23 protein-coding genes and 12 tRNA genes are annotated in these 21011 nt (G+C 58.3%); 7 read left to right on the top strand and 28 right to left on the bottom strand.

Annotated features, from left to right (window positions below):
* Nucleotides 1–45: 45 nt before the first annotated feature.
* Nucleotides 46–1197: a chromate efflux transporter gene (gene chrA / locus WBR25_RS03315; protein ID WP_479749395.1), complete on the bottom strand. Its 1152-nt coding sequence runs from the start codon at nucleotides 1195–1197 to the stop codon at nucleotides 46–48.
* Between the two features lie 73 nt (nucleotides 1198–1270).
* Nucleotides 1271–1726, bottom strand: a complete 456-nt coding sequence (locus tag WBR25_RS03310) for a nucleotide triphosphate diphosphatase NUDT15 (protein ID WP_021229584.1) — start codon at nucleotides 1724–1726, stop codon at nucleotides 1271–1273.
* 206 nt (nucleotides 1727–1932) lie between these two features.
* Here WBR25_RS03310 and WBR25_RS03305 point away from each other — a divergent pair, with 206 nt between their 5' ends.
* Nucleotides 1933–2160, top strand: coding sequence for a hypothetical protein (locus WBR25_RS03305; protein ID WP_005335715.1), 228 nt, complete (start codon nucleotides 1933–1935; stop codon nucleotides 2158–2160).
* A gap of 146 nt (nucleotides 2161–2306) precedes the next feature.
* Nucleotides 2307–2624, top strand: a complete 318-nt coding sequence (locus WBR25_RS03300; protein WP_005343224.1) for a hypothetical protein — start codon at nucleotides 2307–2309, stop codon at nucleotides 2622–2624.
* Nucleotides 2625–2760: 136 nt separating this feature from the next.
* On the opposite strand, the gene WBR25_RS03295 is transcribed toward WBR25_RS03300, so the two are convergent.
* Entirely contained in the window at nucleotides 2761–3237 is a 477-nt protein-coding gene (locus WBR25_RS03295; protein WP_005304871.1) for an Lrp/AsnC family transcriptional regulator, read from the bottom strand.
* 311 nt (nucleotides 3238–3548) lie between these two features.
* Nucleotides 3549–4172: a helix-turn-helix transcriptional regulator gene (locus WBR25_RS03290; protein ID WP_123172359.1), complete on the bottom strand. Its 624-nt coding sequence runs from the start codon at nucleotides 4170–4172 to the stop codon at nucleotides 3549–3551.
* Nucleotides 4173–4278: 106 nt separating this feature from the next.
* On the opposite strand from WBR25_RS03290, the gene WBR25_RS03285 reads away from it, so the two are divergent.
* Nucleotides 4279–5508 carry an MFS transporter gene (locus WBR25_RS03285; protein WP_227341403.1) on the top strand — a complete coding sequence of 410 codons (1230 nt, stop codon included), beginning with the start codon at nucleotides 4279–4281 and terminating at the stop codon, nucleotides 5506–5508.
* A 110-nt stretch (nucleotides 5509–5618) separates the two neighbouring features.
* Entirely contained in the window at nucleotides 5619–6437 is an 819-nt protein-coding gene (locus WBR25_RS03280; protein WP_111900214.1) for a Cof-type HAD-IIB family hydrolase, read from the top strand.
* A 51-nt stretch (nucleotides 6438–6488) separates the two neighbouring features.
* On the opposite strand, the gene WBR25_RS03275 is transcribed toward WBR25_RS03280, so the two are convergent.
* The gene (locus tag WBR25_RS03275) at nucleotides 6489–7052 is read right to left on the bottom strand and encodes a DUF2799 domain-containing protein (RefSeq protein ID WP_069554893.1); all 564 of its coding nucleotides are present in this window, start codon (nucleotides 7050–7052) and stop codon (nucleotides 6489–6491) included.
* 206 nt (nucleotides 7053–7258) lie between these two features.
* Here WBR25_RS03275 and WBR25_RS03270 point away from each other — a divergent pair, with 206 nt between their 5' ends.
* Nucleotides 7259–8098, top strand: coding sequence for an isopenicillin N synthase family dioxygenase (locus tag WBR25_RS03270; RefSeq protein ID WP_479749394.1), 840 nt, complete (start codon nucleotides 7259–7261; stop codon nucleotides 8096–8098).
* Nucleotides 8099–8308: 210 nt separating this feature from the next.
* Entirely contained in the window at nucleotides 8309–9622 is a 1314-nt protein-coding gene (locus WBR25_RS03265) for a sodium-dependent transporter (RefSeq protein WP_479749393.1), read from the top strand.
* A gap of 3 nt (nucleotides 9623–9625) precedes the next feature.
* Here WBR25_RS03265 and WBR25_RS03260 read toward each other — a convergent pair whose 3' ends face one another.
* Nucleotides 9626–10345, bottom strand: a complete 720-nt coding sequence (locus WBR25_RS03260; protein WP_479749392.1) for a substrate-binding periplasmic protein — start codon at nucleotides 10343–10345, stop codon at nucleotides 9626–9628.
* Nucleotides 10346–10777: 432 nt separating this feature from the next.
* Here WBR25_RS03260 and WBR25_RS03255 point away from each other — a divergent pair, with 432 nt between their 5' ends.
* Nucleotides 10778–12091: a sodium-dependent transporter gene (locus WBR25_RS03255; protein WP_479749391.1), complete on the top strand. Its 1314-nt coding sequence runs from the start codon at nucleotides 10778–10780 to the stop codon at nucleotides 12089–12091.
* Nucleotides 12092–12379: 288 nt separating this feature from the next.
* Here WBR25_RS03255 and WBR25_RS03250 read toward each other — a convergent pair.
* From WBR25_RS03250 to cydB, 22 genes are all read right to left on the bottom strand, one after another.
* Nucleotides 12380–12455: transfer RNA gene (locus WBR25_RS03250), tRNA-Val, on the bottom strand.
* A gap of 17 nt (nucleotides 12456–12472) precedes the next feature.
* Nucleotides 12473–12548, bottom strand: a tRNA-Lys gene (locus WBR25_RS03245).
* 22 nt (nucleotides 12549–12570) lie between these two features.
* Nucleotides 12571–12646: transfer RNA gene (locus WBR25_RS03240), tRNA-Val, on the bottom strand.
* 16 nt (nucleotides 12647–12662) lie between these two features.
* Nucleotides 12663–12738, bottom strand: a tRNA-Lys gene (locus WBR25_RS03235).
* Nucleotides 12739–12774: 36 nt separating this feature from the next.
* Nucleotides 12775–12850 (bottom strand) — tRNA-Val (locus tag WBR25_RS03230).
* A gap of 16 nt (nucleotides 12851–12866) precedes the next feature.
* Nucleotides 12867–12942: transfer RNA gene (locus tag WBR25_RS03225), tRNA-Lys, on the bottom strand.
* Between the two features lie 22 nt (nucleotides 12943–12964).
* Nucleotides 12965–13040: transfer RNA gene (locus WBR25_RS03220), tRNA-Val, on the bottom strand.
* Between the two features lie 16 nt (nucleotides 13041–13056).
* Nucleotides 13057–13132: transfer RNA gene (locus tag WBR25_RS03215), tRNA-Lys, on the bottom strand.
* A 23-nt stretch (nucleotides 13133–13155) separates the two neighbouring features.
* A tRNA-Val gene (locus WBR25_RS03210) sits at nucleotides 13156–13231 on the bottom strand.
* A 17-nt stretch (nucleotides 13232–13248) separates the two neighbouring features.
* A tRNA-Lys gene (locus WBR25_RS03205) sits at nucleotides 13249–13324 on the bottom strand.
* Between the two features lie 22 nt (nucleotides 13325–13346).
* A tRNA-Val gene (locus tag WBR25_RS03200) sits at nucleotides 13347–13422 on the bottom strand.
* Nucleotides 13423–13453: 31 nt separating this feature from the next.
* Nucleotides 13454–13529, bottom strand: a tRNA-Lys gene (locus WBR25_RS03195).
* 174 nt (nucleotides 13530–13703) lie between these two features.
* The gene (gene ybgF / locus WBR25_RS03190) at nucleotides 13704–14504 is read right to left on the bottom strand and encodes a tol-pal system protein YbgF (RefSeq protein ID WP_064341673.1); all 801 of its coding nucleotides are present in this window, start codon (nucleotides 14502–14504) and stop codon (nucleotides 13704–13706) included.
* A gap of 158 nt (nucleotides 14505–14662) precedes the next feature.
* The gene (pal, locus tag WBR25_RS03185) at nucleotides 14663–15187 is read right to left on the bottom strand and encodes a peptidoglycan-associated lipoprotein Pal (RefSeq protein ID WP_005304908.1); all 525 of its coding nucleotides are present in this window, start codon (nucleotides 15185–15187) and stop codon (nucleotides 14663–14665) included.
* Nucleotides 15188–15236: 49 nt separating this feature from the next.
* Nucleotides 15237–16562 carry a Tol-Pal system beta propeller repeat protein TolB gene (gene tolB / locus WBR25_RS03180; RefSeq protein WP_005335728.1) on the bottom strand — a complete coding sequence of 442 codons (1326 nt, stop codon included), beginning with the start codon at nucleotides 16560–16562 and terminating at the stop codon, nucleotides 15237–15239.
* A gap of 95 nt (nucleotides 16563–16657) precedes the next feature.
* Nucleotides 16658–17791 carry a cell envelope integrity protein TolA gene (gene tolA, locus WBR25_RS03175; RefSeq protein ID WP_013723471.1) on the bottom strand — a complete coding sequence of 378 codons (1134 nt, stop codon included), beginning with the start codon at nucleotides 17789–17791 and terminating at the stop codon, nucleotides 16658–16660.
* A gap of 5 nt (nucleotides 17792–17796) precedes the next feature.
* Entirely contained in the window at nucleotides 17797–18243 is a 447-nt protein-coding gene (gene tolR / locus WBR25_RS03170; protein ID WP_005335733.1) for a protein TolR, read from the bottom strand.
* Nucleotides 18243–18932 (bottom strand): protein TolQ, encoded by a 690-nt coding sequence (tolQ, locus tag WBR25_RS03165; protein WP_005335735.1) that lies wholly within the window; start codon nucleotides 18930–18932, stop codon nucleotides 18243–18245. The genes tolR and tolQ overlap by 1 nt, the downstream gene beginning before the upstream one ends.
* Nucleotides 18922–19329 carry a tol-pal system-associated acyl-CoA thioesterase gene (ybgC, locus tag WBR25_RS03160; RefSeq protein ID WP_005335737.1) on the bottom strand — a complete coding sequence of 136 codons (408 nt, stop codon included), beginning with the start codon at nucleotides 19327–19329 and terminating at the stop codon, nucleotides 18922–18924. The genes tolQ and ybgC overlap by 11 nt, the downstream gene beginning before the upstream one ends.
* A gap of 106 nt (nucleotides 19330–19435) precedes the next feature.
* Complete coding sequence (locus WBR25_RS03155) at nucleotides 19436–19747, bottom strand: cyd operon YbgE family protein (RefSeq protein WP_041202810.1); 312 nt, start codon at nucleotides 19745–19747, stop codon at nucleotides 19436–19438.
* Nucleotides 19734–19850: a cytochrome bd-I oxidase subunit CydX gene (gene cydX / locus WBR25_RS03150; RefSeq protein WP_005304933.1), complete on the bottom strand. Its 117-nt coding sequence runs from the start codon at nucleotides 19848–19850 to the stop codon at nucleotides 19734–19736. Before cydX ends, WBR25_RS03155 begins: the two co-directional genes overlap by 14 nt.
* 14 nt (nucleotides 19851–19864) lie before the next feature.
* Nucleotides 19865–21001, bottom strand: coding sequence for a cytochrome d ubiquinol oxidase subunit II (gene cydB / locus WBR25_RS03145; RefSeq protein ID WP_005335741.1), 1137 nt, complete (start codon nucleotides 20999–21001; stop codon nucleotides 19865–19867).
* Nucleotides 21002–21011: the final 10 nt, after the last annotated feature.

The raw sequence follows: 21011 nt of genomic DNA, 5'->3' as shown, positions 1-21011 counted from the left end.
CGCCTCCATCACGGAGGCGCCGTTTTTATCGGGATTTCACCGGCTTCACGCCAGCAGGATAGCAGCCATCACCAACAGGGCCGCGATGGCCGGCACCGGCAACTTCAACACCCGCAGCAGATAAAAGCCGATGGCCGCCAGCGCCAGATCGGTCGGCGCCAGCACCGCACTCTGCCACACCGGCGGATAGAGGGCCGCCAACAACAAGCCCACCACGGCAGCATTGATGCCGGTGACGGCCCCCGCCAGACGGGCCCGGGCCAGCCACTGTTGCCAGCAGGGGCCCACCGCCCAGAGCAGCAGAAAGCCGGGAGCAAAGAGCGCCAGGGTCGCCGACACTGCACCGAGCAGTGGCGTCCCTGGCAACAACTGGGCACCAAGATAGGTGGCAAGGGTAAACATGGGGCCCGGCACCAACTGCGCCAGACTGTAACCGGTCAGAAACTGCTGCTCGTTGAGAGTGTGGCCCACGCTCTCTTGCAGCAGCGGCAGCACCACATGGCCACCGCCAAACACCAGACTGCCGGCGCGATAGAAGTCAGCAACCAGCTGGCCAAGCGGGCTGCCGAGCAGCGGCAGGCCGATAAAAAGGATGCCAAACAGCAACAGGGTCGGCCAATGAGGCTGACTGCTGGCGGCAGAAGGCAACTCGGCGGAGGCAGGGCGACTACCCGCCCCGCACTGGCTGCGGGCGCAGATCAGCGCCGCTCCCGCCAGCATCAACAGTTGAGTCAGCAGACCGGGCTGCCACCAGAGTGCAGCAGCGGTCACCACCATGATCCCCTGGGTCATTCCAGTGGCACAGAACTGACGACTCATGGTGAGCACTGCATCGGCCACCACGATGAGCGCCAACAGCTTGAGGCCGTGCAGCGCCGCATCAAGCCACAGATTGCTGCCCAGCTGACCGATACCGATCGCAGCCGCCAGTAGCAGAAGAAATGAGGGAAGCGTGAAGCCAACAAAAGCAGAGAGCGCCCCACCCAGACCGGCGCGATGACGACCGATGGCGAAACCAAGCTGGCTGGAGGCGGGTCCCGGCAGCAGCTGGCACAGCGCCAGCAAGCGGGCAAATTCGGCCTGTGTGAGCCAACCGAGCCGCTGGACGAAGGCGCGCTGGAAATAACCGATATGAGCGGCCGGACCACCAAAACTGATGCATCCCAGCCATAAAAACTGAATAAATACCTGTCCCACGCTCTTCTCCCTCATCTCTCTTCTCCCGATGGAGAGGGGATATTATGACAGCGCGATGATCGTTTTATGACAATCAGGCTGATTCGGCCGACACCATTGGCACATCACCCGGCAGATAGCAGCGTCCCGCCAGCCAGCAGGCGATGGACTGACGGCTGGCGTCGAAATGGGGCTCGGGCAACTCGCGCGGATCGCACCAGACCCAGCCTTCGCACTTCTCCGGCTCCAGCAGCTGCGGTTCGCCATCGGCCCGGGCATGCAGCGTCACCGAGATATAGTGCAGCCCGCTCTCGCGCCAGGTCTCCAGATTGTTGGTCACCGCCACCACCTCGGGCCCGTGGATCTCAAGTCCCGTCTCCTCGGCCACCTCGCGGATCGCCGCCGACTCGAAGCTCTCCCCCAACTCCAGATGACCACCCGGGATCGACCAGTAGGGGGCATGGCTCCCTTTGCGTTTGCCAAGCAGCACCTGGCCTTGGGCGTTGGTCAGGATGACGCCGACCCCGACGCGGGGATAGAGAGTGGACATGAAAACGCTCCTTCAATCAGGCAATAAAACGGCCCCACCATAGGCCCAAGGAGGGCACAGGGCAAGCCCTGGCTGCACGGCACCTGCGGCCGTCAGTGGCCCCCCCCCTTGCCCCTTAACCGGTTATCACTGATGCTGGGGAGTGAAGCCCGGATGGAGAGGTCATCCCCATCCTCCCAGTCCCCCATCACCCCGAGGAGTCCGCCATGAAAAAATTGCTCCCCCTGTGCGCCCTGCTGCTCACGGCTTGCCAAACCACGCCGCCCCCCAACTCGCTCGCCATCGATGATGCTGACGCCTGGCAGGCCATTTGCAAAGATGGCACCCGGGTTCGCGCCGTGGTAGCAGAGGGGATCTGTGGGGATCATCGCGGGGTAGCCATGTGGACGAATAAGCCAAGAGCTGAACGGATGGCAGAAGAAGCCGCCAAATAGTGTGATCCAGGCACCATAAAATGACACTACCGACCAATTGGCCGGATTTTTTTCGCGATCTCGCCAGCACTTTGCCACCTTGTTCATGGTGCGCTCAGTTTTCTGTTCCCATACTGGCCCTACAGTTCCAAAAGAGGAGAGACAAGATGCAAACATCCATCGTCGGGCTCTCCATTCTGTGGGGGCTAGCCAGTTTTGGTGTTCAGGGGGATTTCATCGAGAGCCGTGATTCCGTTGCGCCATCCTGGCAAGCCGAATCCAGAGTGGAGATGGAGGGTTATCTGATTGAATCGCTTGGCGAAGATCGCTGGCTGTTCGACAACGGCAGCGAGAGCCTGTTGGTCTCCCTGCCCGAGGGGCAGTGGGTGCCGACCGGCGAGCGGCTGCGGGTCAGCGGCGAACCGCAGCAGGAGCAGAGCGGCTGGCTGCTGCAGGTGGAAGACATCAGCCAGGTCAGCGTCTGACCACAGCAGTCGCCATTCCCCGTCAGCGCGACAGCTAATCCAGACCCGATAACCACGACCGAATAACCAAGAGCAAATAACAAAAGAGGAGGCCACTGGCCTCCTCTTTCTGTTTCTATAAGCGGTTTGCGCGGGCTCAACCCAGATGGTTGAGCGGCAGCGCCGTCTTGTGCTTGATGCGGCGCAGCACGAAGCTGGAGCGCACCCCGGTCACCCCCGGAATATGGGTCAGCTTGTCCAGCAGGAAGTGCTGGTAGTGCTCCATGTCGCGCACCACCACCTTGAGCTGGTAGTCGGCATCATTGCCGGTGATGAGGTCACACTCCAGCACTTCGGGCAGTTCGCTGATGGCGCGATCGAAGTTTTCGAACCGCTCGGGCGTGTGTCTGTCCATGGAGATGTGAATGTAGGCGGTGAGGGTGAGGCCAAGCTGGCGGGCGTTGAGCAGAGTAACGTGGGTGTCGATGAGACCGGCATCCTCCAGCGCCTTGACCCGGCGGGAGCAGGGGGACGGCGAGAGCCCGACCAGCTCGGCCAGTTCCAGATTGCTGATGCGGCCATTCTCCTGCATCAGCTCGAGAATATGTCTGTCTATGCGATCAAGTTTCAGCATTTACCCTTCCTCGTTGCAATGACTAATCCACTTTTCCTAGATTAAGGGTGAACTATTGCAAAAACAACCGAAATAAGTGGTTACTTTGCAACCACTCACCGGCATGGGAGGGATACTATGATTACATCTTCCGGTGGCAAAGCAGATACCTGACCGGGTCTCTGCGGTGAAGGACCTTACCGGGTCAAGAGCCCCATCAGCCGTCTTACCTTATCGGGAAACGACGGGCTGGAACGAGAGAACCCCCTCCCCGAAGGCAACAAAGCAGGCATCCCGGCGCCTGCTTTGTTGTTTTTGGGCGTTTGATGAAATCAGAGCGCGGGCGGCGTGATGCGATAGAGGCAGCGATGCGCCCCCTCCAGCAGATATTGCTCCCGCTCCACCGTCGCCGGCGCCAGCAGCTGGCGAAACAGCGCCAGCTCGCTGCGACAGAAACCGCGGCAGGTACGCGCTGCCGCACAGATGGGGCAGTGGCTCTCCCACAGCAGCCAGCTACCATCCTCTTCGCGGAGGATCTCCGCCATGTAGCCCTCGCGAGTGCGCAGCTCCTTGAGCGCCGCCAGCCGGCCAGATAGACCATGGGACCCCAGCGCCTCCTGATAGCGAGCAAGCATTTGCTGCTCCCGCTGCTGGATCAGCCGTTCCATCCCCTCCTCACCAAACAGCTCGCGCACGTTGTCGATCAACTGCACGGTCAGATCGCTATGGCTATCAGGGAAGCGCTGCCAGGCCTGCTCGGTGAGCTGCCACAGCCGCACGGGACGACCGCGCCCACGCGCCTCGTCGCTGAATGTGACCCACCCCTCCTGCTCGAGCGTGAGCAGGTGCTGGCGGGCGCCCATGGAGGTCATCTGCAACTGCTCCCCCAGCGCAGCGGCGCTCTGCGGGCCATGGCTCTTGAGCAGAAACAGGATCTTGTCGGTGCTTGCGTTCATGATCTCATTATGGGGAGCGCCCTTTATTAAATCAACAATTCACTTTACTTAATGCCGTCTATGAACCAGCATAAATAAACCAATAACTTTACTTAATGGGTGCAGCATGGAGAAACACGGGCACAAAAATCCCCTCTGGGTGCTGATCATGACGGTCACGCTGGCAGTTGCAGGTTTCAGTCTCCCCTCCCCGGTGTTGGCACCTTTGCTGCTGGATCCGGCCCACGGCATGCTGACGCCGGATGCCTCCGACTGGAGCCGCAAGGTGTGGCTGGGGGTCATCATGGGGCTCTATCCCCTGTTCCAGCTGGTGGGCAGTCCCTGGCTCGGTCGCCTCTCCGACCGCTATGGCCGCAAGCCACTGCTGTTGCTCTCGCTGGCGGGGGTTCTGGCAGGCTATGCCCTGATGGCGTTAGGTATCGCCTGGCGCTCCATGTCATTGTTACTACTGGGGAGGGCTCTTGCAGGCCTATTCAGCGGTAATGTGGCAATCGTGCAAGCAATGGCAGCTGACCTGAGTACGACCCAGACCAAAGCGAGCAACTTCGCCAAAATCAGCATGGGGATCAATTTGGGCTGGGTGGTAGGACCGATGCTCGGTGGCTACGCCGCGGTGATCTCGGGGGATTACAGTCTGGCCGCCTGGCTGGCCGTCGTGATGACCCTGCTCAACCTGCTGCTGGTCTACTGGCTGATCCCCTATCGTCCACCGGTGGCGGCCGCCCGGCAGGCCCCGACCCTCTCCAGCCGCCAGCTATTGCTGCAACCGGCCCTGCTCCCCTACTTCGCGCTTACCCTGATCAGCTATGGCGCGGTGCAGCTCTACTTCACCTACTTCAATCTCTGGCTGGTGGAGCAGCGATCTTGGGATCCAGCCCAGTTGGCGCAAGCGGGTGTGCTGGTGAGCTTATCCATGATGGCGGGCTCCTGGCTGAGTGGCCGATTTGCTCGCCACTGGCGCGGCAGCACCCTCGGCATCGTCGGCCATCTAGTGATGGCGAGCGGTATGCTGCTCTTTATCCTGCCCGTGCACTGGTGGGGGCTGGCACTCACCTTCGTTCCGGCCGGCATCGGCATGAGCCTAGGAGGGCTGGCAATTTCTGTGGCGATCTCCAACCGTAGCCATGCCGAACAGCAGGGGCAAGCAATAGGGCTCTATCGTGGACTGACGGTTAGCAGCTCAATCCTGGCAGCCGTAGTGGGCAGTCTGGTGCTGCTGGCCGGTACCGAGTGGCCCTTCTATCTCGCCACCCTCTGCTCCCTTGCCAGTGCCGCCGGTTTCTATCTGCTGCGCCGCCGTGCCGACCGTCGTCAACAGCTGGCCAGCTGCACCTGAGCCACGAAGGGATCACAGTTCGGCGCTTCGGCCGCGGGCAAGACTTGCATCGGGGCGCCGGGTCTGGGACGGTAAGGCTCTTTGCGGATTTGTTCGATGCTGGAGGAGCTATGAGTGAGTACAAGGCCATCGCGCTCGATATGGATGGCACCCTGCTGACCCGGGATCACAAGATCTCGTCGGCCACCCGAGCCGCCCTGGCGCAAGCCCGCGCCCACGGCATCAAGGTGCTGCTGGTCACGGGGCGCCACTACATGACGGCGCGTCCCTTCCACCACGAGCTGGCACTCGATACCCCCCTCATCTGCAGCAATGGCGCCTATCTCTATGATCCGGTGCAGAACCGGATCCTCAGCGGCGACCCGCTGGCGGCCGCCCCGCTTACCGAGCTGCTAGCCGCGGTCGAGGCACAGCAGATGGGCGCCCTGTTCCACCTGAGCGAGGGCATTGGCTACATCGGCTGTGAAGAGCATGTCACCCGCATCCGCCACTGGTCGGCCAATCAGCCGGATCACCTCAAGATCGCCCTCCACCCGGTCGAGGAGCTGGCAGGCTGGCTCGACAACCCGGTCTGGAAGCTGGAGCTATTCAATCAGGATCCGGCACGCCTGCACACCTTTATGGGCGAGGTGGTCGAGCAGATGCCCTTTACCCGTGACTGGGCGGCCCCCTATGCGGTGGAGCTGGTACAGCCCGGTTGCAGCAAGGGCAACCGGCTTGCCCAGTGGGCTGCCAGCGAAGGGATTGCGATGGAGCAGGTGGTGGCGTTTGGTGACAACAACAACGACATCAGCATGTTCGAGCAAGTTGGGCTGGCGGTGGCAATGGGCAATGCGGCCCCGCAGATCCAGAGCCATGCCCATCGGGTCACGGCCGACCACAACGAAGATGGTATCGCACTGGCGTTGCAGCGCTGGGTACTGCCCTGATCTGACAGGATGCAACATGGCCAGCACACGGGCTGGCCATGAAGAGAGGGATTAACCGCCGAAGGAGAACTGGATCACCCGATCCGGATAACGCAGACGGTTGTACTCCCGGCGCAGGGATTCGTAGTGGCGAATGGCCCGATCGCGCTTGGCGCGGTAGTAGTCGCGCTGTTCAGTGTTGGTTTCGTTACGGATGCTGCGTTCAAGCGTATCGATATCCCGCTCGGTACGCTCCAGCTCATCGCTGATCTCCCGCATGCGGGCAGCCAGTTTGTACTCTTCATAGCCACGCTGATACTGCTTGAGGAAGCTGGCGTCATTGGGGCATACCCCCAGATAAGCCTGCCCCTCCTTGCCCTTGCTGTAAGCCAGCTCGGGAATGCAGTAGAGCTCCAGCCCCTTGTCGTAGCCCCGTTTCCACTCGGCTTCATCCACTTTGAGGCCATATTCGCTGCAAGACGAAACGTAATCGCGGGTCGCCTGACGGGTTTTGCCTTCCGATCCATCCTGATAACCCAGGTTGTACCAGCTCATGGTGCGGCACTCATCTTCTGACAGGGCACTGCATCCCGCCAGCAATACCGGCAGGGTCAGCAACAGGATTTTGGGGGACATGGACAGACTCCGGAAAAGATAGTGAGCGGCATTCTAGAGAGGATAAAAGGCCATAACAAGGGATGCGCTCCCGTGCGGTCTGGCGCGGTTTATTTGATGTTTTTGTCACTATTCAACGCCGTGCCAGACGGGCGGCCAACCCGCTTTCCTTGTTATCAGGTGCAAGGTAAACTGCGCCATCTTTTAACTGGCGCGCAACAAAAACAATGAAAGTCCTGACCGTCGATTACCGCTCACCCGATGCGGCCCAACGCTTCACCGAATCCCTGCGAACCACCGGCTTTGGCGTGTTGACCAACCACCCCATTCCGAAAGAGCTGGTGCAGTCCATCTACGACAACTGGTATCGCTTCTTCATGAGCGAGCAGAAGCAGGATTTCCTGTTCAACCGCGAGACCCAGGATGGCTACTTCCCGCCGTCGGTCTCCGAGGTGGCCAAGGGCCATAGCCAGAAAGACATCAAGGAGTACTTCCACATCTACCCCTGGGGCCAGATGCCGGAAGAGCTGAAAGAGCAGGCGATGGAGTACTACCGTCTCGCCAACGGTCTGGCCACCGAGTTGCTGGGCTGGGTCGAGCAGTACACCCCGGCCGATATCGCCGCCAACTACAGCTGCCCCCTCTCCTCAATGATCAAAGAGAGCCAGAAGACTCTGCTGCGGGTGCTGCACTATCCGCCGTTCGATGGCACCGAGGAGCCGGGCGCCATCCGCGCCGCCGCCCACGAGGATATCAACCTGCTCACCATTCTGCCCGCCGCCAACGAGCCGGGGCTGCAGGTGAAGGGCTCCGATGGCGAATGGATGGACGTGCCGTGCGACTTTGGCACCCTCATCATCAATATCGGCGACATGCTGCAGGAGGCCTCTCGCGGCTACTACCCCTCCACCACCCACCGCGTCATCAACCCGACCGGGGGCAGTGCCGCCAAGTCGCGCATCTCGCTGCCGCTGTTCCTCCATCCGCGCCCGGATGTGGTGCTCTCCGAGCGCCATACCGCCCACAGCTACCTGATGGAGCGGCTGCGGGAGCTGGGGGTGATCTAGTCCCCCGACGAACAGTTGTCAGAGACCAAACCGGAGCAATCTCGCTCCGGTTTTTATTTGGTGGCAGGATTGGGCAAAAAACAGAATTAAATTAGCCAATCATGCCAATAAATCGCATTTACACCTGATAACCGTCGTAGTGATTGCGCCGTGACCTCCGTAACATGAGCGCCATTCTGCCCTGCCAAGGGGCGCTCGATTGGAGTTCTTATGAAGCAGTCCCAATGGTCATCCCGACTCGGCTACATCCTCGCCGCAGCGGGTTCCGCGGTCGGTATCGGCGCAATCTGGAAATTCCCCTATGTCACCGCCGTCAACGGCGGCGGCGCCTTCCTGCTGGTCTTTCTGCTGTTCAGCTTCACCCTGGGGGTTGCGGTACTGATGGGGGAGACCCTGCTCGGCAGCATGAGCCGCCGCGGGGTAGTCGGTGCCCTCTCCGATCTGCTCGGCAAACAGTGGCGCTGGGTTGGGGTAATGGGGGTGCTCTCTACCCTGCTCATCTACTGCTTCTACAGCGTGGTGGGCGGCTGGACCCTGGGTTATACCGGCATGGCCATCTCAGGCCAGCTCAACCATGGCGATGCGGCGGCCCTCACCGCCCGCTTCAATGACTATGTCAGCGGCAACGTCTGGCCAATCCTCACTCACCTGCTGTTTGCCGCCCTCACCTGGATGGTGGTGCAAGGCGGCATTCAGAAAGGGGTGGAACGTACCCTGCGCTGGATGATGCCGGCCCTGTTCCTGATGATCCTGATGCTGGTCGCCTTTGGCCTCACCCTGCCCAATGCGATGGCGGGAGTACGTCACTTCCTGATGCCCGACTTCAGCAAGCTGGGGATGTCCGGCGTGCTCGATGCCATGGGGCTGGCCTTCTTCTCCCTCTCCATCGGTCTGGGCATTCACACCACCTACGGCGCCTATCTGCCGACCAGCAAAGGGGTTGGCCGCTCCAGCCTCTGGGTGGTACTGCTGGCCAGCATGGTGGCAGTACTGGCGGGGCTGATGATCTTCCCGGTGCTGGCCTCGACCGGGATCGACCCGGCCTCCGGCCCCGGTCTCACCTTTATGACCATGCCGGCGGTGTTTCAGCTGCTGCCCTTCGGTCAGGTACTTGAGGTGATCTTCTTCGCCCTGCTGGTCTTCGCGGCGCTCTCCTCGGCCATCTCCCTGCTGGAGCATTTGCAGTGCTTCCTGTGCGAGACCTGGGGCTGGTCACGCCGCACGGCCTGCAGCGCCATCACTGGATTCGTCATGGTTAGCGGTGTTCCGGTCAGCCTGTCGTTTGGCCCGCTGCAACACGCAACCCTGTTTGGCAAAACCATCTTCGAGCTGCTGGACTTTGTCACCTCCAACCTGATGATGCCGCTGTTCGGCCTGATGCTGACGCTGCTGCTGGGCTGGAAACTGGGGCGCAAGGCGCTGCCGCAGGGGATTGCCAGCCACTGGCATCACTTGCTGATGAACTGCTGGCGCTGGATTGCCCCCTTGCTGATCGGCGGGATCTTGATTCGCGGTCTGGTGTGACGGTTACTCTTCGCGGGTGGGCTCATCGGCCCGCCCCTGGGCCGCTCTGACGGCCTCCAGGGCATGCTGCCAGCGGGTGATCTCGGCATCATCCGTCCCCTTGGAGAAGACGATATAGAGACCGGCCTGATGAAGCAGAACACCACTACTGATGATGCTGCGCCGGGATAACCCCATCTTGTCGAGGGTGGCCTCCATCACCAGCTCAGCCATCGGCAAGGCATCGATCTTGCCCAGCATCAGCCGCTCTATCGCCTCCCCGACTGTCTTGTAGCGCACCAGATTGGTGTAGCCCTCATGGGTCAGCCGCACGTCATCGGCATTACCCAGCACGACCCCCACTCTGGGCAGATCCCGCAGCTGTGCCAGCGAGGTCAGCGGGTGGCGACTATCCGGTGCCTGATAGATAAAGACCCGATTGATAAAGAGCGGGCCAACCCATTTGAAATGGGACTCCCGCTCCGGGAGCCGCTGTACCACGAACAGTCCATAGCCGGGCTCGACCCGTGCCAGCGCCAGCGCCCGCTTGAGCGGGTAAATCCGCACCGGATAACGGGTGCCAAGCTCCTCCTGCACCTCATCGATCAGGCGAATGGCAAATCCGTCGAGCTTGCCGTCGCGGTATTCGGTAAAGGGGGGTAAGTCGTGACTCAGCAGGGTTAATCCAGGCTGCGCCGTCACACTCAGGCTGACCAGCAACCAGGGCAGCACCATCCATCTCATACGACATCCTGTCTCATCGTTGTTCCCGTCAGCGCCATGTAGCGGTCACTAGTTCCAGAAGAAGCTACGTCGATTATCGCCCAGTAAATAGCCACAAGGTAGAAAAGATGCTGCCCGGCGAGGTTCTCCCCCATTGAGTCGTACGTACAGCCAAAGTGATGACAGCGGCACACATAAAAAATTTTTGATTTTATGTGTCAATTATTCTTTCCATGGTTTAGGCTGTTTCCTCATTCATTAGTCAGGTTGCCACCTCATGTCTGCCATCCTCGTGCTGTTTGGTCGATTTTTTAGCTCGCAAGAGAGGTGACCTTGCACGCACAGTTTTTCTGAATGTTCATTGCAAAGGTCGCCTCAGGCGGCCTTTTTTATGGTCTGTCGTTTATTGCTACTCAGGAGTATTGCTTCGATGTCGTGTTACCCGGAGGTTGTATGAGCCAGGTTCAGTGGTCTTCCCGTCTCGGTCATGTGCTGGCCGCAGCAGGCACAGCGATTGGCCTTGGTGCCATCTGGAAGTTTCCCTATGTGACCGCCACCAATGGCGGTGGCGCCTTTCTGCTGGTGTTTCTGTTGTTCAGCTTCACCTTGGGGGTAGCGGTACAGGTCGGCGAAACCCTGCTCGGCAGCCATAGCCAGCGCGGGGTGCTCGGCGCTTTTCGCAAACTGGTGGGGCCGAACTGGCGCTGGATGGGGTATATGGGGATCGCATGCGGCTTCTTTATCTACAGCTTCTACAGCGTGGTCGGTGGCTGGACCGTGGGTTACGCCGCGCTGGCGATGGCTGGCAAGCTCAACCTGAGCGAGGGGAGCGCCCTCACCGCCCTGTTCAACGGCTATGTCAGCAACCCCTGGTGGCCGGTGCTGACCCATCTGATCTTCGCAGGCCTGACCTGGTGGTTCGTGCAGGGGGGTATTCAGAAAGGGGTTGAGCGGGCACTGCGCTGGATGATGCCCGCGCTCTTCATCATGATGTTGCTGCTGGTGGGGGTTGGTCTCTCCATGCCCGGCTCCATGGCGGGTGTGCGCCAGCTGCTGCTGCCGGACTTCTCCATGCTGACCGGCCAGAGCGTGCTGGACGCGCTGGGGCTGGCCTTCTTCTCCCTCTCCATCGGGCTCGGGGTACACACGACCTATGGCGCCTACCTGCCCAATAGCGAAGGGGTGCTGCGCTCCGGCGTCTGGGTGGTCACTCTGGCAAGCCTTATCTCGGTGCTGGCGGGCTTGATGATCTTCCCGGCGCTGGCCTCTACCGGCATCGACCCCACCGCAGGGCCAGGGCTCACCTTTATGACCATGCCCGCCGTTTTCAGCCATCTGCCGCTCGGTCAGGGGCTGGGGGTAGTCTTCTTCCTGTTGCTGCTGGTCGCCGCCCTCTCCTCCTCCATCTCCATGCTGGAGCATCTGGTGCGCTTCACCACCGAGGAGTGGGGCTGGTCACGCCGCGGCGCCTGCCGGGTACTGACCCTGCTTATCATGGCCTCCGGCATTCCGGTGAGCCTGTCGTTCGGCCCATGGAGCGATCTGACCCTGTTTGGCAAGACCATCTTCGAGCTGCTCGACTATCTGACCTCCAACCTGATGATGCCGCTGTTTGGTCTGGTAGTGACCCTGCTGCTGGGCTGGCGCCTGGGTGATGCCATTCTCCCTGTAGGCCTGTCACCCGCCCTGCGTCTGGCACTGCTCTGGTGCTGGCGCGTGGTGGCGCCGCTGCTGATCAGCGGGATCTTGATCCGCGGGATCATGTAGCACCTTGCGCATCTTTGAGGGCAGGCCTTGGCCTGCCCTTTTTATTGCTGGCGTTCATATGAGCAGCATCACGATGGACAGGAGTGAAGTCAGTGGCCGTCGAGCAATCTCGGAAGAGCAGGATGAAGAAGGATCGGAGTGGCAGAGTGGCACTATAAGAGGTGGTGCTCGGCTCGCCACAACGGCAACAGAAGAAGCTGGAGTACTGAATTGCGGGCAAAAAAATCCCCATTTGAGTGGGGACTTTCTCTGCAACTGAAGCTGATATCTCAGCTTCGCTTGCGAATATGGTGGTCGTTACTGGGATCGAACCAGTGACCCCCTCCTTGTAAGGGAGGTGCTCTCCCAGCTGAGCTAAACGACCTGGGATTCTTGAAATGATGGTGGGTCGTGCTGGATTCGAACCAGCGACCAATTGATTAAAAGTCAACTGCTCTACCGACTGAGCTAACGACCCATCTAATTCATTTTTTACAAACTGGTGGTCGTTACTGGGATCGAACCAGTGACCCCCTCCTTGTAAGGGAGGTGCTCTCCCAGCTGAGCTAAACGACCTGGGATTCTGAAATGATGGTGGGTCGTGCTGGATTCGAACCAGCGACCAATTGATTAAAAGTCAACTGCTCTACCGACTGAGCTAACGACCCATCTAAATCATTTTTTTAAACTTTTTACTGCAAATATGGTGGTCGTTACTGGGATCGAACCAGTGACCCCCTCCTTGTAAGGGAGGTGCTCTCCCAGCTGAGCTAAACGACCTGGGATTCTGAAATGATGGTGGGTCGTGCTGGATTCGAACCAGCGACCAATTGATTAAAAGTCAACTGCTCTACCGACTGAGCTAACGACCCATCTAAATCATTTTTTACAAACTGGTGGTCGTTACTGGGATCGAACCAGTGACCCCCTCCTTGTAAGGGAGGTGCTCTCCCAGCTGAGCTAAACGACCTGGGATTCTGAAATGATGGTGGGTCGTGCTGGATTCGAACCAGCGACCAATTGATTAAAAGTCAACTGCTCTACCGACTGAGCTAACGACCCATCTAAATCATTTTTTTACAAACTGGTGGTCGTTACTGGGATCGAACCAGTGACCCCCTCCTTGTAAGGGAGGTGCTCTCCCAGCTGAGCTAAACGACCTGGGATTCTTGAAATGATGGTGGGTCGTGCTGGATTCGAACCAGCGACCAATTGATTAAAAGTCAACTGCTCTACCGACTGAGCTAACGACCCATCTAAATCATTTTTTACAAACTGGTGGTCGTTACTGGGATCGAACCAGTGACCCCCTCCTTGTAAGGGAGGTGCTCTCCCAGCTGAGCTAAACGACCTGGGAATTCTGTCTCCACCGAGTGGAGAAAATGGTGGGTCGTGCTGGATTCGAACCAGCGACCAATTGATTAAAAGTCAACTGCTCTACCGACTGAGCTAACGACCCTCACCACGACCAGTTCCGACTGCATTACTGCTTCGGCTCTGACGGCGGCCTATATTACGGATTTAAATTTCCGGTGCAACAGAAAATTCGTAATTTAAATCCGTTTGCTCACTGTGCGTACAAATGCAGGCTGTTTTTACAGTAGCGTTACGAAAACAGTGACATACAGCAATGTTACAGCTTGGCCAGACTCTGTTTGGCCAACTGGGCCGGCGAGGTGTTGGGATAGCCCTTGATCACCTGCTCATAGAAGGATTTGGCTTCCGCCTTCTTGCCATCCAGCTGCGCCAGCATACCCAGCTTCAGCAGCGCATCGGCTCGCTTGGGGGATTTGCTGTATTTGTTGGCCACGGTCGAGAACTGGGCCGAGGCACCGGCTCTGTCACCCTTGTTGAACAGCAACTGGCCGAGCCAGTAGTGTGCATTGGGAACATAGCCCGAATTGGGGTACTGCTTGATAAAGCCCTGGAAAGCCGGAATGGCTTTGTCGTAGTTCTTCTCTTTGAGCACCATGTTGACCGCTGCGTCGTAGGCCTGGTTCTCATCCTGATTGGTTGAGTAATTGGCGGCAGCAGCCGGTGTGGCAGCAGCAGGGGCCGGGGCGGCTGGAGCAGCCTGCTGGCTGCTGGCAACCTTGTCGAGCTCCTGGTAGAGCTGACGCTGGCGCTCTTGCGACTGTTCCATCTGGTATGTCTGCTGCTCCAGCTGACCACGCAGCTCGGAAACCTCCCCTTGCAGGGAGTCGACCTGTTGCTGCAATTCAGCTTGCAGTCGCAGACGGGCATTGAGGGTGCGCTCCAGCAGGGCAACCCGATCTTCCAGGCTACCGGTGGGCACGATGGCGCCGTTGTTGCCACTAAGGACAACGCCACCACCCGAGTCACCGCCCAGATCGCTGACAGGAGCCGCAGCTTGCGCATTCAGAGCAACCATTACGGCCAGCGCAACGACAGCTTGCTTGTACACAGATTTCATTCGGATCAAACCTTAGCGTTTAGTACAGATAAAACGGCCAGCGCCATCGTCGCTCGCATATGCAGATTTCATTCGGATCAAACCTTGGCGTTTAGTGCAAATAAAACGGCCATCGAAATGGCCGCTTGCATATAAACGAACTTCGTTCGGTTTAAACCTTAGTAAACCAGAACCGCGCGGCGGTTTTTGGCAAAGGCATCCTCGGTGTGGGACATGTCCAGCGGCTTCTCTTCGCCATAGCTGACGATAGAGAGCTGCTCGGCCTGCACACCCAGGGTTTGCAGATACTTGGCAACAGCCTTGGCACGACGCTCGCCCAGGGCGATGTTGTACTCCGGAGTACCGCGCTCATCGGCGTGACCTTCGATCAGGACTTTAACGCTCGGGCGCTCGCGCAGGTAGCTGGCGTGGGCATCCAGCAGATCAGCGTACTGACCCTGGATATCGTAACCGTCGAACGGGAAGTAGATCACGTTGTCACGCTGCAGTGCTTCGAACTTCTGACGCATCTGCTCTTCCGGGGACAACATGCCGTTGGCGCCGCCGGTTTGTACACCGCCCATGCCGTCGGTCATACCTGATTCAGCGCCAGCGGCGTCGGAATCAGAAGAAGAACTACAAGCGGCCAGGGTGAACAGTGGCAGTGCGATGGCCAAACCCTTGAGCAGTTTATTGAGTTGCATGCTATTTCCTTAAACCTTTATAACAAAACAAAAAACAATTGGATTTTTATCAATTCAAGAAGGGCGACCAAGCTGGTGCACGAATTTCACCGCTACTGGTCGGAAGCACAGCCTTGAAGCGACCATCAGTCGACACCAATGCGAGACTCTTACGACCCTGATAGATGGTGGCATAAATGATCATGCTGCCATTGGGAGCCACACTTGGCGACTCATCCAGAGCACTCTGGGTAAGGACCAACAGGGCATTGTTTTCCATGTCCTGACGGGCAATACGATACTGTCCCTGAACACGGGTCACCATCACCATGATTTTGCCATCAGGAGTGATGGATGCACCCTGGTTGGATTCACCTTCCCAAGTCATCCGGCGAGTCATACCAGTCGCCAAATTTACGCTATAAATCTGGGGTTTGCCACCACGTTCAGAGGTGAACAACAAATTTTGCCCATCCGGCATCCAGGAGGGTTCGGTGTCGATCACACGGCTGGTTGTGACGCGGGTCAGCTGCTTGCTAGCGACATCAACCACATAGAGGTTCGGTGAACCATCTTTGGAGAGAACGATAGCCAGACGACGACCATCCGGAGACCACTCCGGCGCCCCGTTGATACCGCGGAAACTGGTGATCAGGCTGCGCTGCTGAGTGTAGATATCCTGCACGTAGATTTCGGACTTCTGGTTCTCGAAGCTCACGTAAGCCAGCTTGCTGCCATCCGGCGACCAGGCTGGAGACATCAAGGGCTCGCGGGAGCGCAGCAGGGTCTTCTCGTTGTAACCGTCGTAGTCAGAAATACGCAGCTGGTACGGGAACTGTGTACCCTGCTGTACGGAGACGTAAGCCAAACGGGTCAGGAAGGCACCGCGCTCGCCAGTCAGACGCTCATAGACGATATCTGAGATACGGTGGGCAAACTGGCGCATCTGGGCACCCGGGATGGTCGCCATGCGGCTATCCAGGATGTAACCGTTGCTCTCGCCGCCTTGCGCCTTGGCCAGCTGGCCTTTCAGCACATCAACCAGCTCGAAGTTGACCTTGTAGGTGCCGTCACCGACTGCCGAAATGGAACCCACCACCACGGCTTCAACCCCTTGGGAGGCCCAGGGAGCGAAGTTGATCTCGCTGCTGCTGCTCGGGGTTTGCGGCATCTGGCCACGGGCCAGCGGCTTGAACTTGCCGCTACGCATCAGGTCGTTGGAGACCACTTCCGCGATGTCCTGCGGCAACTGCCCGTTACCTTCCCACTTGAAGGGGGCGACAGCGATGGGGCGTGCGCTATCAATACCGCCGGTGATGACGATGTCCAGGGCCGCCTGGGCACTCTGGCCCAGCAACAAACAGCCAACCAAAGCAAAAAATACTTTTCTGATCATGGCTTAAATACTCGGTTCCAATATAGATGAGAGGTTAAATTCCTTTCTCGGCGAGAGGTTGCCAACCGGAGGCAAGCAACCTCGTTTTATCACGCTTAGATACTAGGTTCTAACTTCAGGTTAAATTCCTTCAACATCTCGAATGCCGCAGGATCCTTGGGCACAGGCAGTTGATTGGCTTTCAGAACAGCCGCCTTACCGGAACGACAGACCGCCGGGTCACCCTGGCCGTTATCTACCGATATGACAAAGCCACTGCTCGCAAGACGTACGCCGATAGTACATGTTTTGCCCCGCATGGTGGGATCCAAAATCATATACCGCTCAACGGTGGCCTTGATGAGCGCCGCATATTTGTCGACTTCGCCCTGGGCTGCTGCCGATGCCGCCTGACTGCGGGCATTGGCCTCAGCCGACAGCTGCTGCTGCATCATCTCTTCCATCTCTTTTTGCAGCTTGGCCTGCTCGGCGGCTTTACGCTTGCGCTCAGCCGCGATCTTGGCCTGCTTTTCGGCCTCTGCCTTGGCTTTCTTCTCTGCGTCAGCTTTTGCCTTTTTCTCAGCCTCTTCCTTGGCCTTCTTCTCGGCCTCGGCTTTGGCTTTTTTCTCTGCTTCTGCCTTGGCTTTCTTCTCGGCTTCGGCTTTGGCCTTCTTGTCAGCTTCCGCTTTCTTGGCCTTGGCTTCTGCCGCCTTTGCCTTCTCTTCGGCCTCTTTCTTCTCTTGTTCCTTTTTCTTCTTCAGCGCCAACGCCTTGCTCTCGGCTTCCGCCGCTTTACGCTCGGCTTCGGCCTTCTTGGCCTTCTGTTCTTCCAGCTTGCGGGCTTCCTCGGCTTTTTGGGCCTTCTCTTCCGCCTGCTTCTGCTCGGCAACCTTCTTCTGCTTCTCGGCCTCGGCCTTGCGAGTCGCCTCTTCGGCCTGCTTGCGCTTGGTCTCGGCGATGCGAAGCTGCTCCTGTTTCTGAGCCAGCTCGCGCTTGGCGAGATCCGTGTCTTCCTTATCCTTCTCTTTCTCTACCTTTTGAGGCTTGGGCTGAGATTTCTGCTGCTGGATCTGCTTGGCCTGTTCGTTGAGGAAGTTCTCATCGAGCATGACGGCATTGACGATCTGCCCCTTCGATTCGGGTCGTTTCGGTTTGCTGAAATCGAGCCCGACAAACAGGATGATGCCGATGATCAGGTGCAGCAGAAACGACGCGATGAGATAACCGGAAATACCACGCTTCACATCCATCTCCGTTAGTTCACCGGATCTGTCATCAGGCCAACCTGAGGCACACCCGCATTCTTGAGGGCCACCATCAACAGGATCACCTCTTCGTAGCGCACGGCCTTGTCACCCGCGACCACCACGGGGGCATTCTGGTTGATCGCCAGATAGCCCATGGCTTTTTCGGTGATGTATTGCTGCATCGCCTCTGGCGTGCCGCTTGGCACCGGCTCGTCATCGGCTTCGCCAGCCTTGATGACATACTCGCCTTCGGTATTGACGCTGACGATGAAGGGCGGCTTGGCATCTTCCGGCAACTGCTCGGACTCAGCCTGTGGCAGATCCACCTTGACCCCTTGCGTGATCACCGGCGTGACCGCCATAAAGATGATAAGCAGCACCAGCATGACGTCGATATAGGGAACCACGTTGATCTCGGCCACCTTCTTGCGCCGGATCCGCTGATAGGTTTGCATTACTGATCACCCTGCTGCTGTGCAATTTGACGGTTCAGAATGGTGGTGAACTCGTCCATGAAGTTGGCGTAGGCGTTCTCCAGCCGCTCGACCTTGTTGGAGAAGCGGTTGTAGAAGATAACCGCCGGGATAGCGGCAAACAGACCCATGGCGGTAGCGATCAGCGCTTCCGCGATACCCGGTGCCACCATCTGCAGGGTGGCCTGCTGCACCTGACCCAGGGCGATAAAGGCGTTCATGATCCCCCATACAGTACCGAACAGACCGATATAGGGGCTGATGGAACCGATGGTCGCCAGCACCGGCAAGTTGGATTCCAGATCATCCACCGCGCGGGAGAGGGAGACGCGCATGGCGCGGTAGGTACCATCCATCACCGCATCCTGACCACGGGCACCGGCCTTGAGCAAGCGGGCATACTCCTTGAAGCCGGAGTAGAAGATATCTTCCATGCCTTCGATATCATCGCGGCGGGAAGAGGACTCCTGATAGAGGCGATTGAGATCGACCCCTGACCAGAAGCGATCTTCAAACTGTTCCGATGCAAGATTGGCCGCCTTGATCGCCTTTGAACGCTGGATAATCAGCGCCCACGAGACAATAGACATGCTCATCAGGGTCATCATGACCAGTTTTACCAACAGGCTGGCTTGCCAAAACAGGCCAATAAACGAAATTTCAGCGTGCACTTAACAGCACTCCCTTGATTTTTTCAGGTATAGCTACAGGTTTCATTTGCGGATGACTGACACAGGCTATCTGTACCATGGCCTGGGTGATCAGTCGTCCATCAGCCGCCAGGATCTGCTGCGAAAAGCGCAGGGATGCGCGTTTCACTTCAATCACTTGCGTTAATACATTCAATAGTTCATTAAAACGGGCCGCCGAGCGGAAATCGATCTCAGTTCGGCTCACCACGAAGGCATATCCCTCCTGCAGCCAGACGTCCTGTTCGACCCCTTTGGCACGAAGAAACTCGGTGCGAGCACGTTCCATAAACTTGAGATAATTGGCGTTGTAGACGATGCCCCCGGCGTCGGTGTCTTCGTAGTAGACACGCACCGGAAACTCAAAGACTTCCCCCATAACAATCTGTGATCCATTCGACAGTCAGATGGGGGGCTATCATAGCGCAGGGCTGAATAGGAAAGAAGCAGGGGGAGACAGGGAAATCCTGCCTCCCCCCCGTTTTTTATGAAAGGAAATATGAATGTGTCAGCCAGAGGCCATACAACAAACTGGGCCAGGCGAGCCAGGGGTTGAATAGCACACGTCCGGGCAGGCTTTTCAGATGAAAGCCAAGCCCGTTAAGTACGCCACAACAGACGGCCCACATCAGCCAGGGAGCAAGCCAGAGACCATGCTCGCTGGTGTTGGCCGCGATCAGATTGGGGGCCTGTAAAATAGCGACGGCCAACAAGGCCGCCGCGAGTAACATCAACCCCTGCCACGGCTGCCGCTCCAGTGGAGCGGCCAGCCTGGCGAGTCGATCACTTGTTTTCATCGATCTGACGATCCATGTTCTCGGTGTGTTCCAGCCACAGCGCATTGATGATGCCAAATGCACAGGCCAGCAACAGTCCCAGGATCCAGGTGAAATACCACATTGTCAGCGCACCTCTTAATAGAGAGATTGTTGGTTATCTTCGATGTGCTTGTTGGTTACCCGGCCAAACATCTTGATGTAAGTCCAGATGGTGTAACCCAGCACAATCGGTACGAAGATCGCTGCAGCCACAGTCATCACCTGCAAGGTGTTGAAAGAGGCGGTAGCATCCCACATGGTCAGGCTCAGTGACGGCTCAAGGCTTGAGGGCATCACGAACGGGAACATGGAGAAACCGGCAGTGAGGATGACCCCGGCAATCGCCAGCGAGGAGCTGGTAAACGCCAGCCAGCCGATGTTCATGCGGGCAAACAGCGCAGTCAGCAGGCTCATGGCCAGGCCCAGTACAGGGGCAGCTACCATCCACGGATAGAGGGTGTAGTTGTTCATCCAGGCACCAGCCTGCAGGACAACTTCCTTGTTCATCGGGTTGGATACTGCGTCAGTCGCGGCAGCCTTGACGATGACATACCCTTCCATACCGCTTACCCACCAACCTGCGGCAGCAAACAGCACCAGGGTCAGCAGTGAGCAGATCATGGCGGCAGTGCGGGAACGTGCCAGCACTTCACCGTCGGTCTTCATCATCAACCAGGTTGCGCCCTGGGTGAGCAGCATGAACAGGCTCACCAGACCAGCCAGAATGCCGAACGGGTTAAGCAGACCAAAGAAGTTGCCGTGATAGGTCAACATCATGAACTGGTTAAACTCGAACGGAACGCCTTGCAGCAGGTTGCCAAAGGCCACACCAAAGACGATGGGCGGTACGGCGCTGCCGGCGAACAAGGCCCAGTCCCAGTTGCTGCGCCATTTGGCATCAGCACGCAGGGAGCGGTACTTGAAACCGACCGGACGCAGGAACAGCGCCATCAGCGTCAGGATCATGGCGATGTAGAAGCCGGAGAAGGTCGCGGCATACACCATCGGCCAGGCGGCGAACAAGGCACCACCGGCAGTGACCAGCCACACCTGGTTACCCTCCCAGTGCGGCCCCATGGTGTTGAGCATCACGCGGCGCTCGACATCTTTCTTGCCAACGAATGGGAGCAGTGCGCCTACCCCCATGTCGAAGCCGTCAGTGATGGCAAAACCGATCAGCAGTACGCCGACCAGAGCCCACCAGATGACACGCAGAGTTTCGTAATCAAACATGGTCGCTCTC

The organism is Aeromonas sp. MTB (assembly GCF_056632455.1).
The sequence above is the reverse complement of the archived record's forward strand: the minus strand, read 5'-3'. Positions and strand labels throughout refer to the sequence as shown.